Raw genomic sequence first — 16,301 nt, 5'->3', positions numbered from 1 at the left:
TTGTTGTTGGTAATTTATTTCTTTAAGCGCGCAATCGCTCGATAGCCGATATCATGGCGATAAAAACTACCATTCCAATGAATATCTTTCGCTAAGGCATAAGCATTTTGTTGAGCCTGCTCGATATCATCACCTAATGCAGTCGCACATAATACTCGCCCGCCAGCAGTGATAACGTCGCCTTTGTCATTGAGTGTTGTTCCTGCTTGAAATACTTTTGCTGTTGTTGATGATGTTGGTGTTAAGCCTTTGATAACATCACCTTGACGATAATCTGCAGGGTAGCCGCCAGCTGCAATCACAATTCCTAAAGCTGGACGAGGATCCCAAAGAGAATCTTTATCTTTTAAGTTACCTTTTGCTCCAGCTAAACACAGCTCAACTAAATCAGATTGCATACGCATCATAATAGGTTGAGTTTCTGGATCACCAAAACGACAGTTAAACTCAATAACCTTAGCAATGCCTTGTTTATCAATCATCAGTCCTGCATAAAGGAAACCTTGGTAACGATAGCCTTCAGAAGCCATTCCTTTTACTGTTGGATAAATGATTTTTTCCATTACTTGCTGGTGGATTTCTGGTGTAACTACAGGTGCTGGTGAATATGCTCCCATTCCCCCTGTATTAGGTCCAGTATCTCCATCACCAACACGTTTATGATCTTGGCTTGTTGCCATTGGAATAACGTGTTCACCATCAACCATCACAATAAAGCTAGCTTCTTCGCCATCAAGAAATTCTTCGATAACAATACGATGACCTGCATCACCAAAAACATTGCCAGCCAGCATATCTTTAATTGCGGCTTCAGCCTCAGCTTGTGTCATAGCAACAATAACGCCTTTACCTGCGGCTAAACCATCTGCTTTGATAACAATTGGTGCGCCTACTTTATTAAGGTACTCAAGTGCAGGTGCTATTTCTGTGAAATTTTGATAATCCGCAGTTGGAATTTTATGACGAGCCAAAAAATCTTTTGTGAAGGCTTTAGAGCCTTCTAACTGCGCGGCTCCTTTTGTTGGGCCAAAGATGGTCAATCCCGCTTCTTTAAATGCATCTACAACACCAATAACCAGAGGTGCTTCAGGGCCCACGATAGTCAAATCAATTTTATTTTTGAGAGCAAATGCGACTAATGCAGGAATATCTGTTGCACTGATAGCGACATTCTCAACACCACTTTCTAATGCAGTGCCTGCATTACCAGGGGCAACAAAAACGTGTGTTGTAAGCGGCGACTGAACCGCTTTCCAGGCTAAAGCGTGTTCACGACCGCCATTACCAATAATCAAAATCTTCATATCAATACCTTATTAATGACGGAAGTGACGCATATTGGTGAAAATCATTGCGATGTTATGCTCATTTGCAGCTGCGATCACTTCATCATCACGAATTGAGCCACCAGGTTGAATAACACAAGTCACGCCGGCAAGTGCTGCTGCATCAATACCATCTCTAAATGGAAAAAATGCATCAGATGCCATTGCACAACCTGCAACTTCTAAACCTTCATCAGCAGCTTTAATACCTGCGATTTTTGCAGAATACACACGGCTCATTTGCCCTGCACCAATACCGACTGTCATATCGTTTTTAGCGTAAACAATGGCATTTGATTTTACGAATTTGGCGACTTTCCAGCAGAAGAGTGCATCTTTAAGTTCACGCTCACTAGGTTGACGTTGGGTGACCACTCTTAAGTTTTCTTCTTTTACCATACCTAAGTCACGATCTTGAACTAACAGCCCACCATTAACACGTTTGAAATCTAATGCTGGTTTGGCTTCTTGCCATTGACCACAAGCTAATACACGAACATTTGGTTTAGTTTCTAAAATTGGTAATGCATCATTATTAATAGAAGGCGCAATGATCACTTCAACAAACTGACGTTCGATGATGGCACTTGCTGTTTTTGCATCTAATGGGCGATTGAATGCGATAATGCCACCAAATGCAGAGGTTGGATCGGTTTTAAATGCATTGTCATATGCTTGTGCGAGCGTGTTCGCAATTGCAACACCGCAAGGGTTTGCATGTTTCACAATAACACATGCCGGCTCGGAAAATGATTTCACACATTCTAATGCTGCATCAGTATCAGCAATATTGTTATAAGAAAGTGCTTTGCCTTGTAATTGGTTTGCAGTGGCAATAGATGCTTCTTCTATATTCTCTTCTATATAGAAAGCTGCTTGCTGGTGAGCATTTTCACCATAACGCATATCTTGTTTCTTTATATAGTTCAGATTTAAGGTACGAGGGAAAGTACCTGATGGTTGTGAAGTATCACCATAATAAGGTGCAACCTTCTGGCCGAAGTAGTTAGCAATCATTCCGTCATAAGCAGCTGTGTGTTCAAAGGCTTTAATCGCCAAATCAAAGCGTGTATCTAAAGTAAGGCTATTTTCGTGATTATCCATTTCTTCAATCACTCTTTCATAGTCATTACTATTTACTACAATCGTAACGTCTTTATGATTTTTTGCCGCGGAGCGAACCATTGTTGGTCCACCAATATCGATATTCTCCACAGCATCTGCTAATGAACAATCTGGATGAGCTACTGTTTTAGCAAAAGGATAAAGATTTACGACGACCATATCGATAGGACGAATTTCATGTTCTTCCATAATTGCATCATCTTGTCCACGACGACCTAGGATCCCACCATGTACTTTAGGATGCAGTGTTTTCACTCTGCCATCCATCATTTCTGGAAAGCCTGTGTAGTCGGAGACTTCAATAACCGGTAAGCCAGCTTCTGCTAATAGACGTGCGGTTCCACCTGTAGATAAGAGTTCTACTTTTCTTTCAACAAGTGCTTTAGCAAATTCTAAAATACCTGCTTTATCAGACACACTTAAAAGTGCACGGCGGATAGGACGAAGATGTTGCATGAGTTTTATCCCTTGGGGTTGGTATAACGGTAGTAATGGTGAAGTTAAATCACATTAATACAGTGAGATTGTGTTTGCTTAACTAACATTTCAGAAGATGGACACAAAATCAATCTTACTTAATCGACCGTCATGATAACGCAAACGATTGCGTTTGACATGCTAATTTTATATAAAAAGGTGCTCTGTGGATAAAATTGTTGATAAGTGCGTATAAGTGGGTGTTTTGCTGTGGAATTAAGCAAACGATTTTTTTTCTTAAAAAAACTATTGCCAGCCTCAGAAAACTCCCTATAATGCGTCCTCGTTGTCACGGCAAACCACGCTAAGTGAGTTAGCCGAGAGAACGAAGAAAAAAGTGGAAGGCCTTGTAAATAAACGCTTGACACTGAATGAGGAAGATGTAGAATGCACCTCCTCGCAATAACGCAGAAGACCGGAAACGGCAGCGAATGTTGCACTGCTCTTTAACAAATTATCAGACAATCTGTGTGGGCACTCGCAGAGACGATATCTTCTAAAATATTAGATGTATCAAGTCTTGAAGAGTGAACAACAAAAGTAAATTCATTTATGAATAGCTAAGTTTTCGATTTCTTTGAGCATCAAACACTTTTAATTGAAGAGTTTGATCATGGCTCAGATTGAACGCTGGCGGCAGGCCTAACACATGCAAGTCGAGCGGTAACAGGAGAAAGCTTGCTTTCTTGCTGACGAGCGGCGGACGGGTGAGTAATGTATGGGGATCTGCCCGATAGAGGGGGATAACTACTGGAAACGGTGGCTAATACCGCATGACGTCTACGGACCAAAGCAGGGGCTCTTCGGACCTTGCGCTATCGGATGAACCCATATGGGATTAGCTAGTAGGTGGGGTAAAGGCTCACCTAGGCGACGATCTCTAGCTGGTCTGAGAGGATGATCAGCCACACTGGGACTGAGACACGGCCCAGACTCCTACGGGAGGCAGCAGTGGGGAATATTGCACAATGGGCGCAAGCCTGATGCAGCCATGCCGCGTGTATGAAGAAGGCCTTAGGGTTGTAAAGTACTTTCAGCGGGGAGGAAGGTGTTAAGATTAATACTCTTAGCAATTGACGTTACCCGCAGAAGAAGCACCGGCTAACTCCGTGCCAGCAGCCGCGGTAATACGGAGGGTGCAAGCGTTAATCGGAATTACTGGGCGTAAAGCGCACGCAGGCGGTCAATTAAGTCAGATGTGAAAGCCCCGAGCTTAACTTGGGAATTGCATCTGAAACTGGTTGGCTAGAGTCTTGTAGAGGGGGGTAGAATTCCACGTGTAGCGGTGAAATGCGTAGAGATGTGGAGGAATACCGGTGGCGAAGGCGGCCCCCTGGACAAAGACTGACGCTCAGGTGCGAAAGCGTGGGGAGCAAACAGGATTAGATACCCTGGTAGTCCACGCTGTAAACGATGTCGATTTAGAGGTTGTGGTCTTGAACCGTGGCTTCTGGAGCTAACGCGTTAAATCGACCGCCTGGGGAGTACGGCCGCAAGGTTAAAACTCAAATGAATTGACGGGGGCCCGCACAAGCGGTGGAGCATGTGGTTTAATTCGATGCAACGCGAAGAACCTTACCTACTCTTGACATCCAGCGAATCCTTTAGAGATAGAGGAGTGCCTTCGGGAACGCTGAGACAGGTGCTGCATGGCTGTCGTCAGCTCGTGTTGTGAAATGTTGGGTTAAGTCCCGCAACGAGCGCAACCCTTATCCTTTGTTGCCAGCGCGTGATGGCGGGAACTCAAAGGAGACTGCCGGTGATAAACCGGAGGAAGGTGGGGATGACGTCAAGTCATCATGGCCCTTACGAGTAGGGCTACACACGTGCTACAATGGCAGATACAAAGAGAAGCGACCTCGCGAGAGCAAGCGGAACTCATAAAGTCTGTCGTAGTCCGGATTGGAGTCTGCAACTCGACTCCATGAAGTCGGAATCGCTAGTAATCGTAGATCAGAATGCTACGGTGAATACGTTCCCGGGCCTTGTACACACCGCCCGTCACACCATGGGAGTGGGTTGCAAAAGAAGTAGGTAGCTTAACCTTCGGGAGGGCGCTTACCACTTTGTGATTCATGACTGGGGTGAAGTCGTAACAAGGTAACCGTAGGGGAACCTGCGGTTGGATCACCTCCTTACCTAAGAGATACGTGTTATGTGCAGTGCTCACACAGATTGTCTGATGAAGAACGAGCAGAAATACCGGTATAGGCTTGTAGCTCAGGTGGTTAGAGCGCACCCCTGATAAGGGTGAGGTCGGTGGTTCAAGTCCACTCAGGCCTACCAAATCGTATTGATACTGCGTTGTGAAATCACTCGTTTACTGATGTAAACTTCGTGACTTCACGCCTTGTCTCACTGCGATTGGCTCAATTCTTACTTAAAGGAACACTTCCAATAAGAAAGAAACCTGAGAAACAAAACGGTATTAAAGAATGCATTATGGGGCTATAGCTCAGCTGGGAGAGCGCCTGCCTTGCACGCAGGAGGTCAGCGGTTCGATCCCGCTTAGCTCCACCATAATCTCTTGAATATAAAACAATAATTCAGAGTATATTAGCAATAGTATACTGCGAATTATTTTGCTCTTTAACAATCTGGAACAAGCTGAAAAATTGAAAACAAATCAATATATCACCGAGGTATATTGATGAGTCTCTCAAAATCTCAAATCTGAAAATACTCTTCAGAAAGGATATGCGAGCAAAATGATTTCAAGGCGGACAGCGCACAGCAAGCGGAGCATACTTAAAGTATGTGAGCATTGCGAGCACTGCCCAACGTCGAAATCATGAAGCGTAGCAATCCGTTTTAGAAGACATCTTCGGGTTGTGAGGTTAAGCGAATAAGCGTACACGGTGGATGCCTAGGCAATCAGAGGCGATGAAGGACGTGCTAATCTGCGATAAGCGTCGGTAAGGTGATATGAACCGTTATACCCGACGATTTCCGAATGGGGAAACCCAATATCCAATGGATATTATCATTAACTGAATACATAGGTTAATGAAGCGAACCGGGAGAACTGAAACATCTCAGTACCCCGAGGAAAAGAAATCAACCGAGATTCCCCTAGTAGCGGCGAGCGAACGGGGAACAGCCCAGAGTCTTAATCAATAGCAGCATCAGGAGAACGGTCTGGAAAGTCCGGCAGTAAAGGGTGATAGCCCCGTATCCGAAGATGCTGTTATTGTGAACTCGACGAGTAGGGCGGGACACGTGTTATCCTGTCTGAATATGGGGGGACCATCCTCCAAGGCTAAATACTCCTGATTGACCGATAGTGAACCAGTACCGTGAGGGAAAGGCGAAAAGAACCCCGGCGAGGGGAGTGAAAAAGAACCTGAAACCGTGTACGTACAAGCAGTAGGAGCCCCATCACTCAAGTGCCTCGCACTGAGTGATTGGACAAACCACTCGAAAACAGCGCAGCGTTTACCTACAAAGTGGATTGATTTTTTCAAGCCGTCGCGCAGTGTACATAGAAGTACACGAGCAACGGAAGTTAAAAAATCGAGCCAGTTTGACAGTAAAAGCAAGCGGGACATTTGAGGATGGGGTGACTGCGTACCTTTTGTATAATGGGTCAGCGACTTATATTCTGTAGCAAGGTTAACCGTATAGGGGAGCCGTAGGGAAACCGAGTCTTAACTGGGCGAATGAGTTGCAGGGTATAGACCCGAAACCCGGTGATCTATCCATGGGCAGGTTGAAGGTTGGGTAACACTAACTGGAGGACCGAACCGACTAATGTTGAAAAATTAGCGGATGACTTGTGGATGGGGGTGAAAGGCCAATCAAACCGGGAGATAGCTGGTTCTCCCCGAAAGCTATTTAGGTAGCGCCTCGTGAATTCATCTTCGGGGGTAGAGCACTGTTTCGACTAGGGGGTCATCCCGACTTACCAACTCGATGCAAACTGCGAATACCGAAGAATGTTATCACGGGAGACACACGGCGGGTGCTAACGTCCGTCGTGAAGAGGGAAACAACCCAGACCGCCAGCTAAGGTCCCAAAGTCATGGTTAAGTGGGAAACGAAGTGGGAAGGCTCAGACAGCCAGGATGTTGGCTTAGAAGCAGCCATCATTTAAAGAAAGCGTAATAGCTCACTGGTCGAGTCGGCCCGCGCGGAAGATGTAACGGGGCTAAACCATGCACCGAAGCTGCGGCAGCGAACGTATCACTTAAATTTGTTTGAGTGAGACACGATTGACGGAACGAAGTGACGTCAATGCGTCCATGAAAGTCGAGGCGAAAGCCCGATAAGCGAATTTAAGGATACGTTCGTTGGGTAGGGGAGCGTTCTGTAAGCCTGCGAAGGTGTACTGTGAGGTATGCTGGAGGTATCAGAAGTGCGAATGCTGACATAAGTAACGATAATGCGGGTGAAAAACCCGCACGCCGGAAGACCAAGGGTTCCTGTCCAACGTTAATCGGGGCAGGGTGAGTCGACCCCTAAGGCGAGGCTGAAAAGCGTAGTCGATGGGAAACGGGTTAATATTCCCGTACTGGTGGTAACTGCGATGGGGGAACGGAGAAGGCTAGGTTGTCCGGGCGACGGTCGTCCCGGTTCAAGCATGTAGGCAGAGTGATTAGGCAAATCCGGTCACTTAATGCTGAGGTGTGATGACGAACCACTAAGGTGGTGAAGCAATTGATGCCCTGCTTCCAGGAAAAGCCTCTAAGCTTCAGGTTACCAACAATCGTACCCCAAACCGACACAGGTGGTCAGGTAGAGAATACTCAGGCGCTTGAGAGAACTCGGGTGAAGGAACTAGGCAAAATGGTGCCGTAACTTCGGGAGAAGGCACGCTGGCGGTAAGTGAAGTCCCTTGCGGACGGAGCCGAAGCCAGTCGAAGATACCAGCTGGCTGCAACTGTTTATTAAAAACACAGCACTGTGCAAACACGAAAGTGGACGTATACGGTGTGACGCCTGCCCGGTGCTGGAAGGTTAATTGATGGGGTTATCCTTAGGGAGAAGCTCTTGATCGAAGCCCCAGTAAACGGCGGCCGTAACTATAACGGTCCTAAGGTAGCGAAATTCCTTGTCGGGTAAGTTCCGACCTGCACGAATGGCGTAATGATGGCCAGGCTGTCTCCACCCGAGACTCAGTGAAATTGAACTCGCTGTGAAGATGCAGTGTACCCGCGGCAAGACGGAAAGACCCCGTGAACCTTTACTATAGCTTGACACTGAACATTGAGCCTTGATGTGTAGGATAGGTGGGAGACTATGAAGTGTGGACGCCAGTCTGCATGGAGTCAACCTTGAAATACCACCCTTTAACGTTTGATGTTCTAACCTAGGTCCATAATCTGGATCGGGGACCGTGTCTGGTGGGTAGTTTGACTGGGGCGGTCTCCTCCTAAAGAGTAACGGAGGAGCACGAAGGTTGGCTAAGCATGGTCGGACATCATGCGGTTAGTGCAAAGGCATAAGCCAGCTTGACTGTGAGAGTGACGGCTCGAGCAGGTACGAAAGTAGGTCTTAGTGATCCGGTGGTTCTGAATGGAAGGGCCATCGCTCAACGGATAAAAGGTACTCCGGGGATAACAGGCTGATACCGCCCAAGAGTTCATATCGACGGCGGTGTTTGGCACCTCGATGTCGGCTCATCACATCCTGGGGCTGAAGTAGGTCCCAAGGGTATGGCTGTTCGCCATTTAAAGTGGTACGCGAGCTGGGTTTAGAACGTCGTGAGACAGTTCGGTCCCTATCTGCCGTGGGCGTTGGAAGATTGAGAGGGGTTGCTCCTAGTACGAGAGGACCGGAGTGAACGCACCACTGGTGTTCGGGTTGTCATGCCAATGGCATTGCCCGGTAGCTAAGTGCGGAAGAGATAACCGCTGAAAGCATCTAAGCGGGAAACTTGCCTCGAGATGAGTCTTCCCTGTCACCTAGAGTGACCTAAAGGAACGTTTAAGACTAAGACGTTGATAGGCTGGGTGTGTAAGCGTAGCGATACGTTGAGCTAACCAGTACTAATGAACCGTGAGGCTTAACCTGACAACACCGAAGGTGTTTTGTCTGAGAGACGACAGTAGATGAAGTAAGCTTGTTTAAGATTGAACATTGCTGGTTATAGCGTAGAGATACAAAATAACGGGTAATTAGACAGAATTTGCTTGGCGGCCATAGCGCAGCGGACCCACCTGAATCCATGCCGAACTCAGAAGTGAAACGTTGTAGCGCCGATGGTAGTGTGGGGCCTCCCCATGTGAGAGTAGGGAACTGCCAGGCATTAAATAAGACGAGAAAGCCAACCCAATGGGTTGGCTTTTTTGCGTTTGGGGTTTTTATATAGCTTAAAAGTCTAAAAACACGAGTTGTTTGTTTTATATTGAGGCTGTTAATAGGATAATTGCTAAATAATACCTTGGCTCCAACGAGAAAATTGCTCAATCCCCATCCTGTTCAATATATAACGAAACCAAACACTGTAATTTTGTGCATTCTCTTGAATATCTTGATAAAGAGAATCAAGAGAGATCCAGCGATAATTCATTACTTCATCTGGATTGCTATGTGGTAATTCGTTACTAAACCCAAGAAATAGGTGATCAAATTCATGCTCTATCAGATCATCTGTCACTTTTTCGTTATACAGAATAGTTCCAATAGATTGCATATCACATTTCATACCTAATTCTTCATCTAGACGACGATGAATAGCATCTGAAAGTAATTCGTTTGGAAGCGGGTGACTACAACATGTATTTGCCCATAAACCACCAGAGTGATATTTAGATATTGCACGTTGCTGAATAAGTAACTGCTGTTTTGAATTAAAAATAAATATTGAAAAGGCTCGATGTAAGGCGCCTACAATATGAGCTTCAAGCTTTGGCATTGTTCCCAGCTCATTATCATTTTTATCTACGAGAATGACAGCGTCTTCCACAAGAAATCACCTTAATAAAATAATATATTGTTATAGCGTGAATATAACATGACTGTATATCAAATAATGATTTATTGTGTTGTTCTTTTTATGGCATCACAGGAATGATGCCTAGAATAAAAGGAAAGGAAGATCTAAGGGGTATAATATTGAACACCAATCTTAATAAGTTCTCTACCTTGTGATTTTCGATGCTTATTTGTATCTCTTAATGAATAAATACAGCCGCAATATTCTTGTTGGTAGAATTGTTCACGTTTACTTATTTCGATCATTCTGGCTGAGCCTCCTTTTTTACGCCAATTATAATCCCAATAAACCATATTAGGATAAGGTGCTACTGCTCTTTCACCACAGCCATTTATCTGTTTCATATCTTTCCAACGTGAGATCCCAAGTGAACTGGAAATAACGGAAAAGCCATTTTCAAAGGCATAAAGGGCTGTTCTTTCAAAGCGCATATCAAAACACATTGTGCATCGAATACCACGCTCAGGCTCTTTTTCCATTCCTTTAGCTCTTTCAAACCAATTATCTGTATCATAATCAGCATCAACAAAAGGAATATTATGTTTTTTAGCAAAACGAATATTCTCTTCCTTACGAATTAAATACTCTTTTTGGGGATGAATATTGGGATTATAGAAAAAGATAGTGTAATCAATACCTGAAGCTTGTAATGCTTCCATGACTTCACCAGAACAAGGAGCACAGCAAGAGTGTAGTAAAAGCTTATTTGCATCTGCAGGTAATGTGAGCTTTTCTCGTATAAGAGTCATAGATGATCCTAAATAACATTATTTTAGTTGTAAAATGATGTCTTTATTATAGTAATAAATACGTAGGTAATCTGCTTTTTTAAAATTATTTAAAAATAACCACTTGTTTTATATAAATTAAAAATGATGAACGAAAATGATTTAGGTAATGACTATCAGAGAGTTTACTAGATTCATATTATGATGAGAGGTAAGATGAAATACTAATTCTGCTACTGTTTGTAGCAAAATCTAAAATAAAGGAATTTAGTTATGTCATCTATATTACCTCGCTCTGTAACCTCGCCAAAAAAATTCTTTATTGGTAGCCAATTACTGTCTTCTGTCGGCAAATATGTAAAAGATTTTGGTGATAATGCATTTATTATTAGTGATGAGTTTTTTTTAGAAAAAGTAACTAAAGAAGCAGTTCCTTCTCTAAAAGAAAATGGCATTGTTTCAATGGTTGAAAAATTTAATTATGAATGTACTGAGGCAGAAGTTAATCGCTTAGGTAAAATTGCCGTTGAAAATAAAGCGAACGTTATTATTGGTATTGGGGGCGGTAAGACATTAGATGTGTCTAAAGCAGTTGCTTATTATCAGCACATCCCTGTTATTTTATTCCCAACAATCGCTTCAACGGATGCACCTTGTACTGCATTGTCTGTGCTATATAAAGAAAATGGTGAGTTTGATAAATATTTATTCTTACCACAAAACCCTGATGTTGTTATCGCAGACACCGCTATTATCGCATCAGCCCCACAACGCTTTTTCTCGGCGGGTGTTGGTGATGCACTAGCAACTTACTTTGAAGCTCGTGCTTGTTATCAAGCTGACGGCTTAAATTTAGTTAATCAACGTCCATCACGTACAGGCCTTGGTTTAGCGCAACTTTGCTTTGAAATGCTAAGTGAAAATATTGATAAAGCAATGGATGCGATTCGCCATAAAATTACCACTCCTGCATTAGAGCAAACTATTGAAGCAACAATCTACCTTAGTGGTGTTGGTGCTGAAGCAGGTGGCTTAGCAGCTGCTCACGCAGTAAATAATGGTATGTCTGCAGTTGAGTCTTTACACCGTGTTCAACATGGTGAAAAAGTAGTATTTGGTTTATTAACTCAGCTAGTGTTAGAAAATGCAGCACAAGAAGAAATTGATGAAGTGATCCGTATTATCAAAGCGGCAGAATTACCACTGACACTTGAAGATATGGGTATGAAAGAATTTATTGAAAGCGAATGGCGTACTGTTGCTAAAATTGCCTGTGCTGAAGGCGACACAATGGGCAATATGCCAATGAGAGTGACTGAAGAAGATGTTTATAATGCAATGATTGCAGCTAACGCATTGGCTCATCGCTATAAATAATTCTTAGCTTGGCAAATGATTATCTTAAAACCCCAAATTAAGTTTGGGGTTTTTCTTTAGTCTAATGTTGGATTCATTTGAGCAAGATCGAACGGTGTTATCTGATAAACATAGTAGTTCAACCAATTTGCAAACAATAAATGTCCATGACTACGCCAAGAAGCGATAGGTTTTTTGTTCGGATCATTATTAGGAAAATAGTTTTCTGGTAATTGAGGATCTAATCCTGCTTTAACATCACGGTGATATTCATCTGCGAGTGTATTAGGATCGTATTCAGGATGTCCTGTTGCAAAAACAACTCGTTTATCTTTTGATGCAAATAAATAAGCACCTGCTTCTTCCGAAGTTGCAAGGATCTCCAAATCAGTATTATTTTGAATAAAGTCGATAGGAAAACCGGCATAACGAGAATGGGGAGCAAAGAAAGTCTCATCAAATCCTCGCGTTAACAGTGAATATGGTGAGCAAGTATTATGGCTATATACGCCTGAAATTTTTTGTTCTAGCGTATATTTAGGAAGGTTATATAAGATATTCAATCCAGCTTGAGCCGCCCAACAAATAAAGAGTGTAGAAGTAACATGCTCTTTAGCCCATGTAATCACCTCTTTTATTTCATCCCAATAAGCTACATCTTCAAATTCAACTAACCCTAATGGCGCGCCCGTGACAATAAGGCCATCAAAATTTTGCTCTTTAATTTGGTCAAAATCGCAATAGAAAGTATCGAGATGCTCTACAGGTGTATTTTTAGGAATACGAGAGTCAATACGCAATAATTGAATATCAATTTGAAGAGGACTATTAGAAAGCAATCGCAGAAATTGATTTTCTGTTTCTATTTTCTTTGGCATTAAATTAAGGATAAGTACTTTTAAAGGGCGAATGTCTTGAATACTCGCTCTGCTGGATGTCATAACAAAGACATTCTCTTTTTGTAAACAACTGACTGCGGGTAGCTCATCGGGTACTCTAATTGGCATTTCAATAACCTCTAAAAACTTCTAGACATCTAGAAGCCTAAATTTAGCTAATAACCTTTTGAATGTCGAGGTCTTCATGTTGTGCATGAAGAATATTCATATAAGAAAAAGCTATATAGCTAAAATCATCAAGCATTAACCATTCCTTTTCTCTGTTTATTATCGATCTCTTCCAGATCCCTCGAGTTATTTTTGAAATTCTGATTTTTGTACAATAAAAAAACACCGATGTAATCACATTGTTAAAAATTATTTAAATAAAAATGGAATTCATTTTTGATTTTTGTAAAAACTGCATTAGTCTTAATCAGGTGTGCAAAAGCTTTTAGGGGAATGCAGAATGTCACAATCATTAACTACAGAAGAATTAAATTTTACGCAATCTTTTGGTGATCAGGAAAAAGAGATATTAAATCAAGATGTTAAGTTATTCTTGGCTGATTTGGTAAATCAATTTTCAGATAGACGCCATGCTTTATTAGCTGAAAGGGATAGCTGGAAATACAGAGTTGATAATGGCGAGCTTCCTGATTTTATTTCGGAATCTGATTCCATTATAAAATCGGAATGGAAAGTTAATCCTATACCAAAAGATCTTCAAGACCGTCGTGTTGAAATAACGGGACCTGTTGATCGCAAAATGGTCATTAATGCATTAAATGCTAACGTAAAAGTCTTTATGGCTGATTTTGAAGATTCCTTAGCACCTACATGGGACAAAGTGATTGATGGTCAAATCAATTTGCGTGACGCCGTCAAAGGCACCATTTCTTATACCAATGAACAAGGCAAGTGTTATCAGCTTAAAGCGTCACCTGCGGTATTGATTGCCAGAGTAAGAGGTCTTCACCTTCCTGAGAAGCATGTGTTATGGCAAGGCAAGCCTATTGCAGGGGGATTATTTGATTTTGCTCTGTATTTTTACCATAACCACAAAGCCTTATTAGAAAAAGGGAGTGGCCCTTATTTTTACATTCCTAAATTGCAAACATGGCAAGAGGCTAAATGGTGGAGTGATGTTTTTCATTTCACAGAGAAACGCTTTGGTTTAGCAACAGGAACCATTAAAGCCACAGTATTAATTGAAACCTTACCCGCTGTTTTCCAAATGGAAGAAATTCTATTCCATATGAAAGAGCATATCGTTGGACTTAACTGTGGTCGTTGGGATTATATTTTTAGCTATATCAAGACATTAAAAAATTATCCTGATCGTGTATTGCCTGATAGACAAGGGATCACGATGACTCAACCTTTCTTAAGTGCTTATTCACGTTTACTGATCCAGACTTGCCATAAACGTGGTGCTTTTGCGATGGGGGGAATGTCTGCGTTTATCCCAAGTCGAGATCCAGAGCAAAATGGCATTATTTTGAAAAAAGTATTTGATGATAAAGAGCTTGAAGCAACAAATGGCCATGATGGTACTTGGATTGCTCATCCAGGCCTTGCTGAAACAGTATTGTCTGCTTTTGATGCTGTATTGGGGGCACGTTCAAATCAACTTGATGTGCAACGTAATGAAAAAATAACAGCAGAAATGTTATTGGCACCTTGCACTGGAGAGCGCACAGAAAAGGGCATGAGAGCTAATATTCGTGTTGCTGTGCAATATATCGAAGCTTGGATTTCGGGTAATGGTTGCGTACCTATCTATGGATTAATGGAAGATGCGGCAACAGCAGAAATATCGCGTACCTCTATTTGGCAATGGATCCGCCATCAAAAAACACTGTCTGATGGGCAAGTCGTGACTAAAGATCTCTTTCGTAAAATGCTGAAAGAAGAGCTTGAAGTCATACACCAAGAAGTCGGTGAAACTCGTTTTGAAGAAGGGCGTTTTAAAGAAGCGGCTTCTTTGATGGATAAGATTACAACCCAAGATGAATTAGTCGATTTTCTGACTTTACCGGGTTACCAACTTTTAAATTAAAAAAGATACGTCAAAACGTATTTATAAACTGCAAACATCATCACTATCGTATTTATAGGAGCTGTTTTTATGACTATTAGTAGATCAGAGCAAATCGCCCAATTAGAGAAAGAGTGGGAACAACCTCGCTGGAAAGGTATTACCCGTCCTTATAGCGCTGAAGATGTCATTAAATTAAGAGGTTCGGTTAACCCAGAACATACCTTAGCAAGACGCGGCGCTCAAAGGCTTTGGTCATCATTAAATGGAAAATCAAAGAAAGGTTATGTTAATGCATTAGGTGCTTTAACGGGTGGACAAGCATTGCAACAAGCAAAAGCAGGGTTAGAAGCTGTTTATCTTTCAGGGTGGCAAGTAGCAGCAGATGCTAACACGGCAGCAAGTATGTACCCTGATCAATCTTTATATCCGGTTGATTCTGTTCCTAATGTTGTTCAGCGTATCAATAATACATTTAGACGGGCTGATCAAATTCAGTGGTCAAATGGTATTGGTCCTCAACATAAAGATTATATTGATTTTTTCCTTCCCATTGTGGCTGATGCTGAAGCAGGTTTTGGAGGAGTATTAAATGCCTTTGAATTAATGAAAGCGATGATTGAAGCTGGAGCTGCGGGCGTTCACTTTGAAGATCAGCTAGCAGCGGTAAAAAAATGCGGACATATGGGAGGAAAAGTATTAGTTCCAACCCAAGAAGCGGTACAAAAGCTGGTCGCTGCGCGTTTAGCTGCGGATGTGTCTGATGTGTCTACCTTACTTGTTGCGAGAACAGATGCCGATGCCGCCGATCTTTTAACTTCAGATTGCGATCCTTATGATAGCTCGTTCTTAACTGGAGAACGTACGCCTGAAGGTTTCTTCTGTACTCACGCGGGAATTGATCAGGCTATTAGCCGTGGTCTTGCCTATGCCCCTTATGCAGATCTGGTCTGGTGTGAAACATCACTTCCTGATCTGAAAATGGCAGCTAAGTTTGCAGAAGCTATTCATGATAAATATCCCGGGAAAATGCTGGCTTATAACTGTTCGCCTTCCTTTAATTGGAAAAAGAATCTTGATGACCGCACGATTGCGCATTTCCAGGATGAACTTTCTGCGATGGGCTATAAATTCCAGTTTATTACTTTAGCTGGCATTCACAGCATGTGGTTCAACATGTTCGATCTAGCACATGATTATGGCAAGGGCGAAGGTATGAAACATTATGTTGAGAAGGTACAAGAAAAAGAGTTTGCGGCGCTTAATCAAGGCTATACCTTCTCATCGCATCAACAAGAGGTGGGAACAGGGTATTTCGATAAAGTAACGACAATTATTCAAGGTGGTATGTCTTCTGTAACGGCACTAACAGGCTCAACAGAAGAGCAACAATTCTAAGATCCCAAAATATCATTATCTGTTTTTGTGGTGATA

The 16,301-nt window shown here is 42.5% G+C and carries 8 protein-coding genes, 2 tRNA genes and 3 rRNA genes; 8 read left to right on the top strand and 5 right to left on the bottom strand.

The genetic code is table 11. The features are described 5' to 3' along the window. Window positions 1-14: 14 nt before the first annotated feature. Complete coding sequence (purD, locus tag GTH25_RS16365) at window positions 15-1,304, bottom strand: phosphoribosylamine--glycine ligase (RefSeq protein ID WP_075673762.1); 1,290 nt, start codon at window positions 1,302-1,304, stop codon at window positions 15-17. A gap of 12 nt (window positions 1,305-1,316) precedes the next feature. Further along, window positions 1,317-2,906, bottom strand: coding sequence for a bifunctional phosphoribosylaminoimidazolecarboxamide formyltransferase/IMP cyclohydrolase (purH, locus tag GTH25_RS16360; RefSeq protein ID WP_075673763.1), 1,590 nt, complete (start codon window positions 2,904-2,906; stop codon window positions 1,317-1,319). 616 nt (window positions 2,907-3,522) lie between these two features. Here purH and GTH25_RS16355 point away from each other — a divergent pair. The 5 genes from GTH25_RS16355 (at window position 3,523) to rrf (ending at window position 9,173) form a co-directional block, all read left to right on the top strand. Then, window positions 3,523-5,065: ribosomal RNA gene (locus GTH25_RS16355) — 16S ribosomal RNA — on the top strand. Window positions 5,066-5,136: 71 nt separating this feature from the next. Next, window positions 5,137-5,213, top strand: a tRNA-Ile gene (locus GTH25_RS16350). Between the two features lie 158 nt (window positions 5,214-5,371). Next, a tRNA-Ala gene (locus tag GTH25_RS16345) sits at window positions 5,372-5,447 on the top strand. A gap of 315 nt (window positions 5,448-5,762) precedes the next feature. Beyond that, window positions 5,763-8,939: ribosomal RNA gene (locus tag GTH25_RS16340) — 23S ribosomal RNA — on the top strand. Between the two features lie 118 nt (window positions 8,940-9,057). Continuing rightward, a 5S ribosomal RNA gene (rrf, locus tag GTH25_RS16335) occupies window positions 9,058-9,173 on the top strand. Together the 16S, 23S and 5S rRNA genes with 2 tRNA genes alongside form the textbook arrangement of a ribosomal RNA operon. Window positions 9,174-9,297: 124 nt before the next feature. On the opposite strand, the gene idi is transcribed toward rrf, so the two are convergent. Continuing rightward, entirely contained in the window at window positions 9,298-9,834 is a 537-nt protein-coding gene (idi, locus tag GTH25_RS16330; protein WP_109419922.1) for an isopentenyl-diphosphate Delta-isomerase, read from the bottom strand. A 134-nt stretch (window positions 9,835-9,968) separates the two neighbouring features. Then, a complete protein-coding gene (locus tag GTH25_RS16325) occupies window positions 9,969-10,613 on the bottom strand; it encodes an epoxyqueuosine reductase QueH (protein WP_109419923.1) in 645 nt (214 codons plus the stop codon). Between the two features lie 252 nt (window positions 10,614-10,865). On the opposite strand from GTH25_RS16325, the gene GTH25_RS16320 reads away from it, so the two are divergent. Beyond that, a complete protein-coding gene (locus tag GTH25_RS16320) occupies window positions 10,866-11,969 on the top strand; it encodes a glycerol dehydrogenase (RefSeq protein ID WP_099660514.1) in 1,104 nt (367 codons plus the stop codon). 56 nt (window positions 11,970-12,025) lie between these two features. On the opposite strand, the gene metA is transcribed toward GTH25_RS16320, so the two are convergent. Continuing rightward, complete coding sequence (gene metA / locus GTH25_RS16315; protein ID WP_099660513.1) at window positions 12,026-12,955, bottom strand: homoserine O-acetyltransferase MetA; 930 nt, start codon at window positions 12,953-12,955, stop codon at window positions 12,026-12,028. A gap of 340 nt (window positions 12,956-13,295) precedes the next feature. Between metA and aceB the strand changes: the two genes are divergently transcribed. After that, on the top strand, window positions 13,296-14,888 hold the full coding sequence (gene aceB / locus GTH25_RS16310) for a malate synthase A (protein WP_075673081.1): 1,593 nt from the start codon (window positions 13,296-13,298) through the stop codon (window positions 14,886-14,888). A 69-nt stretch (window positions 14,889-14,957) separates the two neighbouring features. Beyond that, on the top strand, window positions 14,958-16,265 hold the full coding sequence (gene aceA / locus GTH25_RS16305) for an isocitrate lyase (RefSeq protein ID WP_156734269.1): 1,308 nt from the start codon (window positions 14,958-14,960) through the stop codon (window positions 16,263-16,265). The last annotated feature ends 36 nt before the right edge of the window (window positions 16,266-16,301 follow it).

This window comes from Proteus terrae subsp. cibarius, assembly GCF_011045835.1.
GTDB classification, from domain to species: Bacteria; Pseudomonadota; Gammaproteobacteria; order Enterobacterales; family Enterobacteriaceae; genus Proteus; species Proteus cibarius.
Note: the sequence above shows the minus strand (reverse complement) of the source record. Positions and strands in the feature narration are given on the sequence as shown.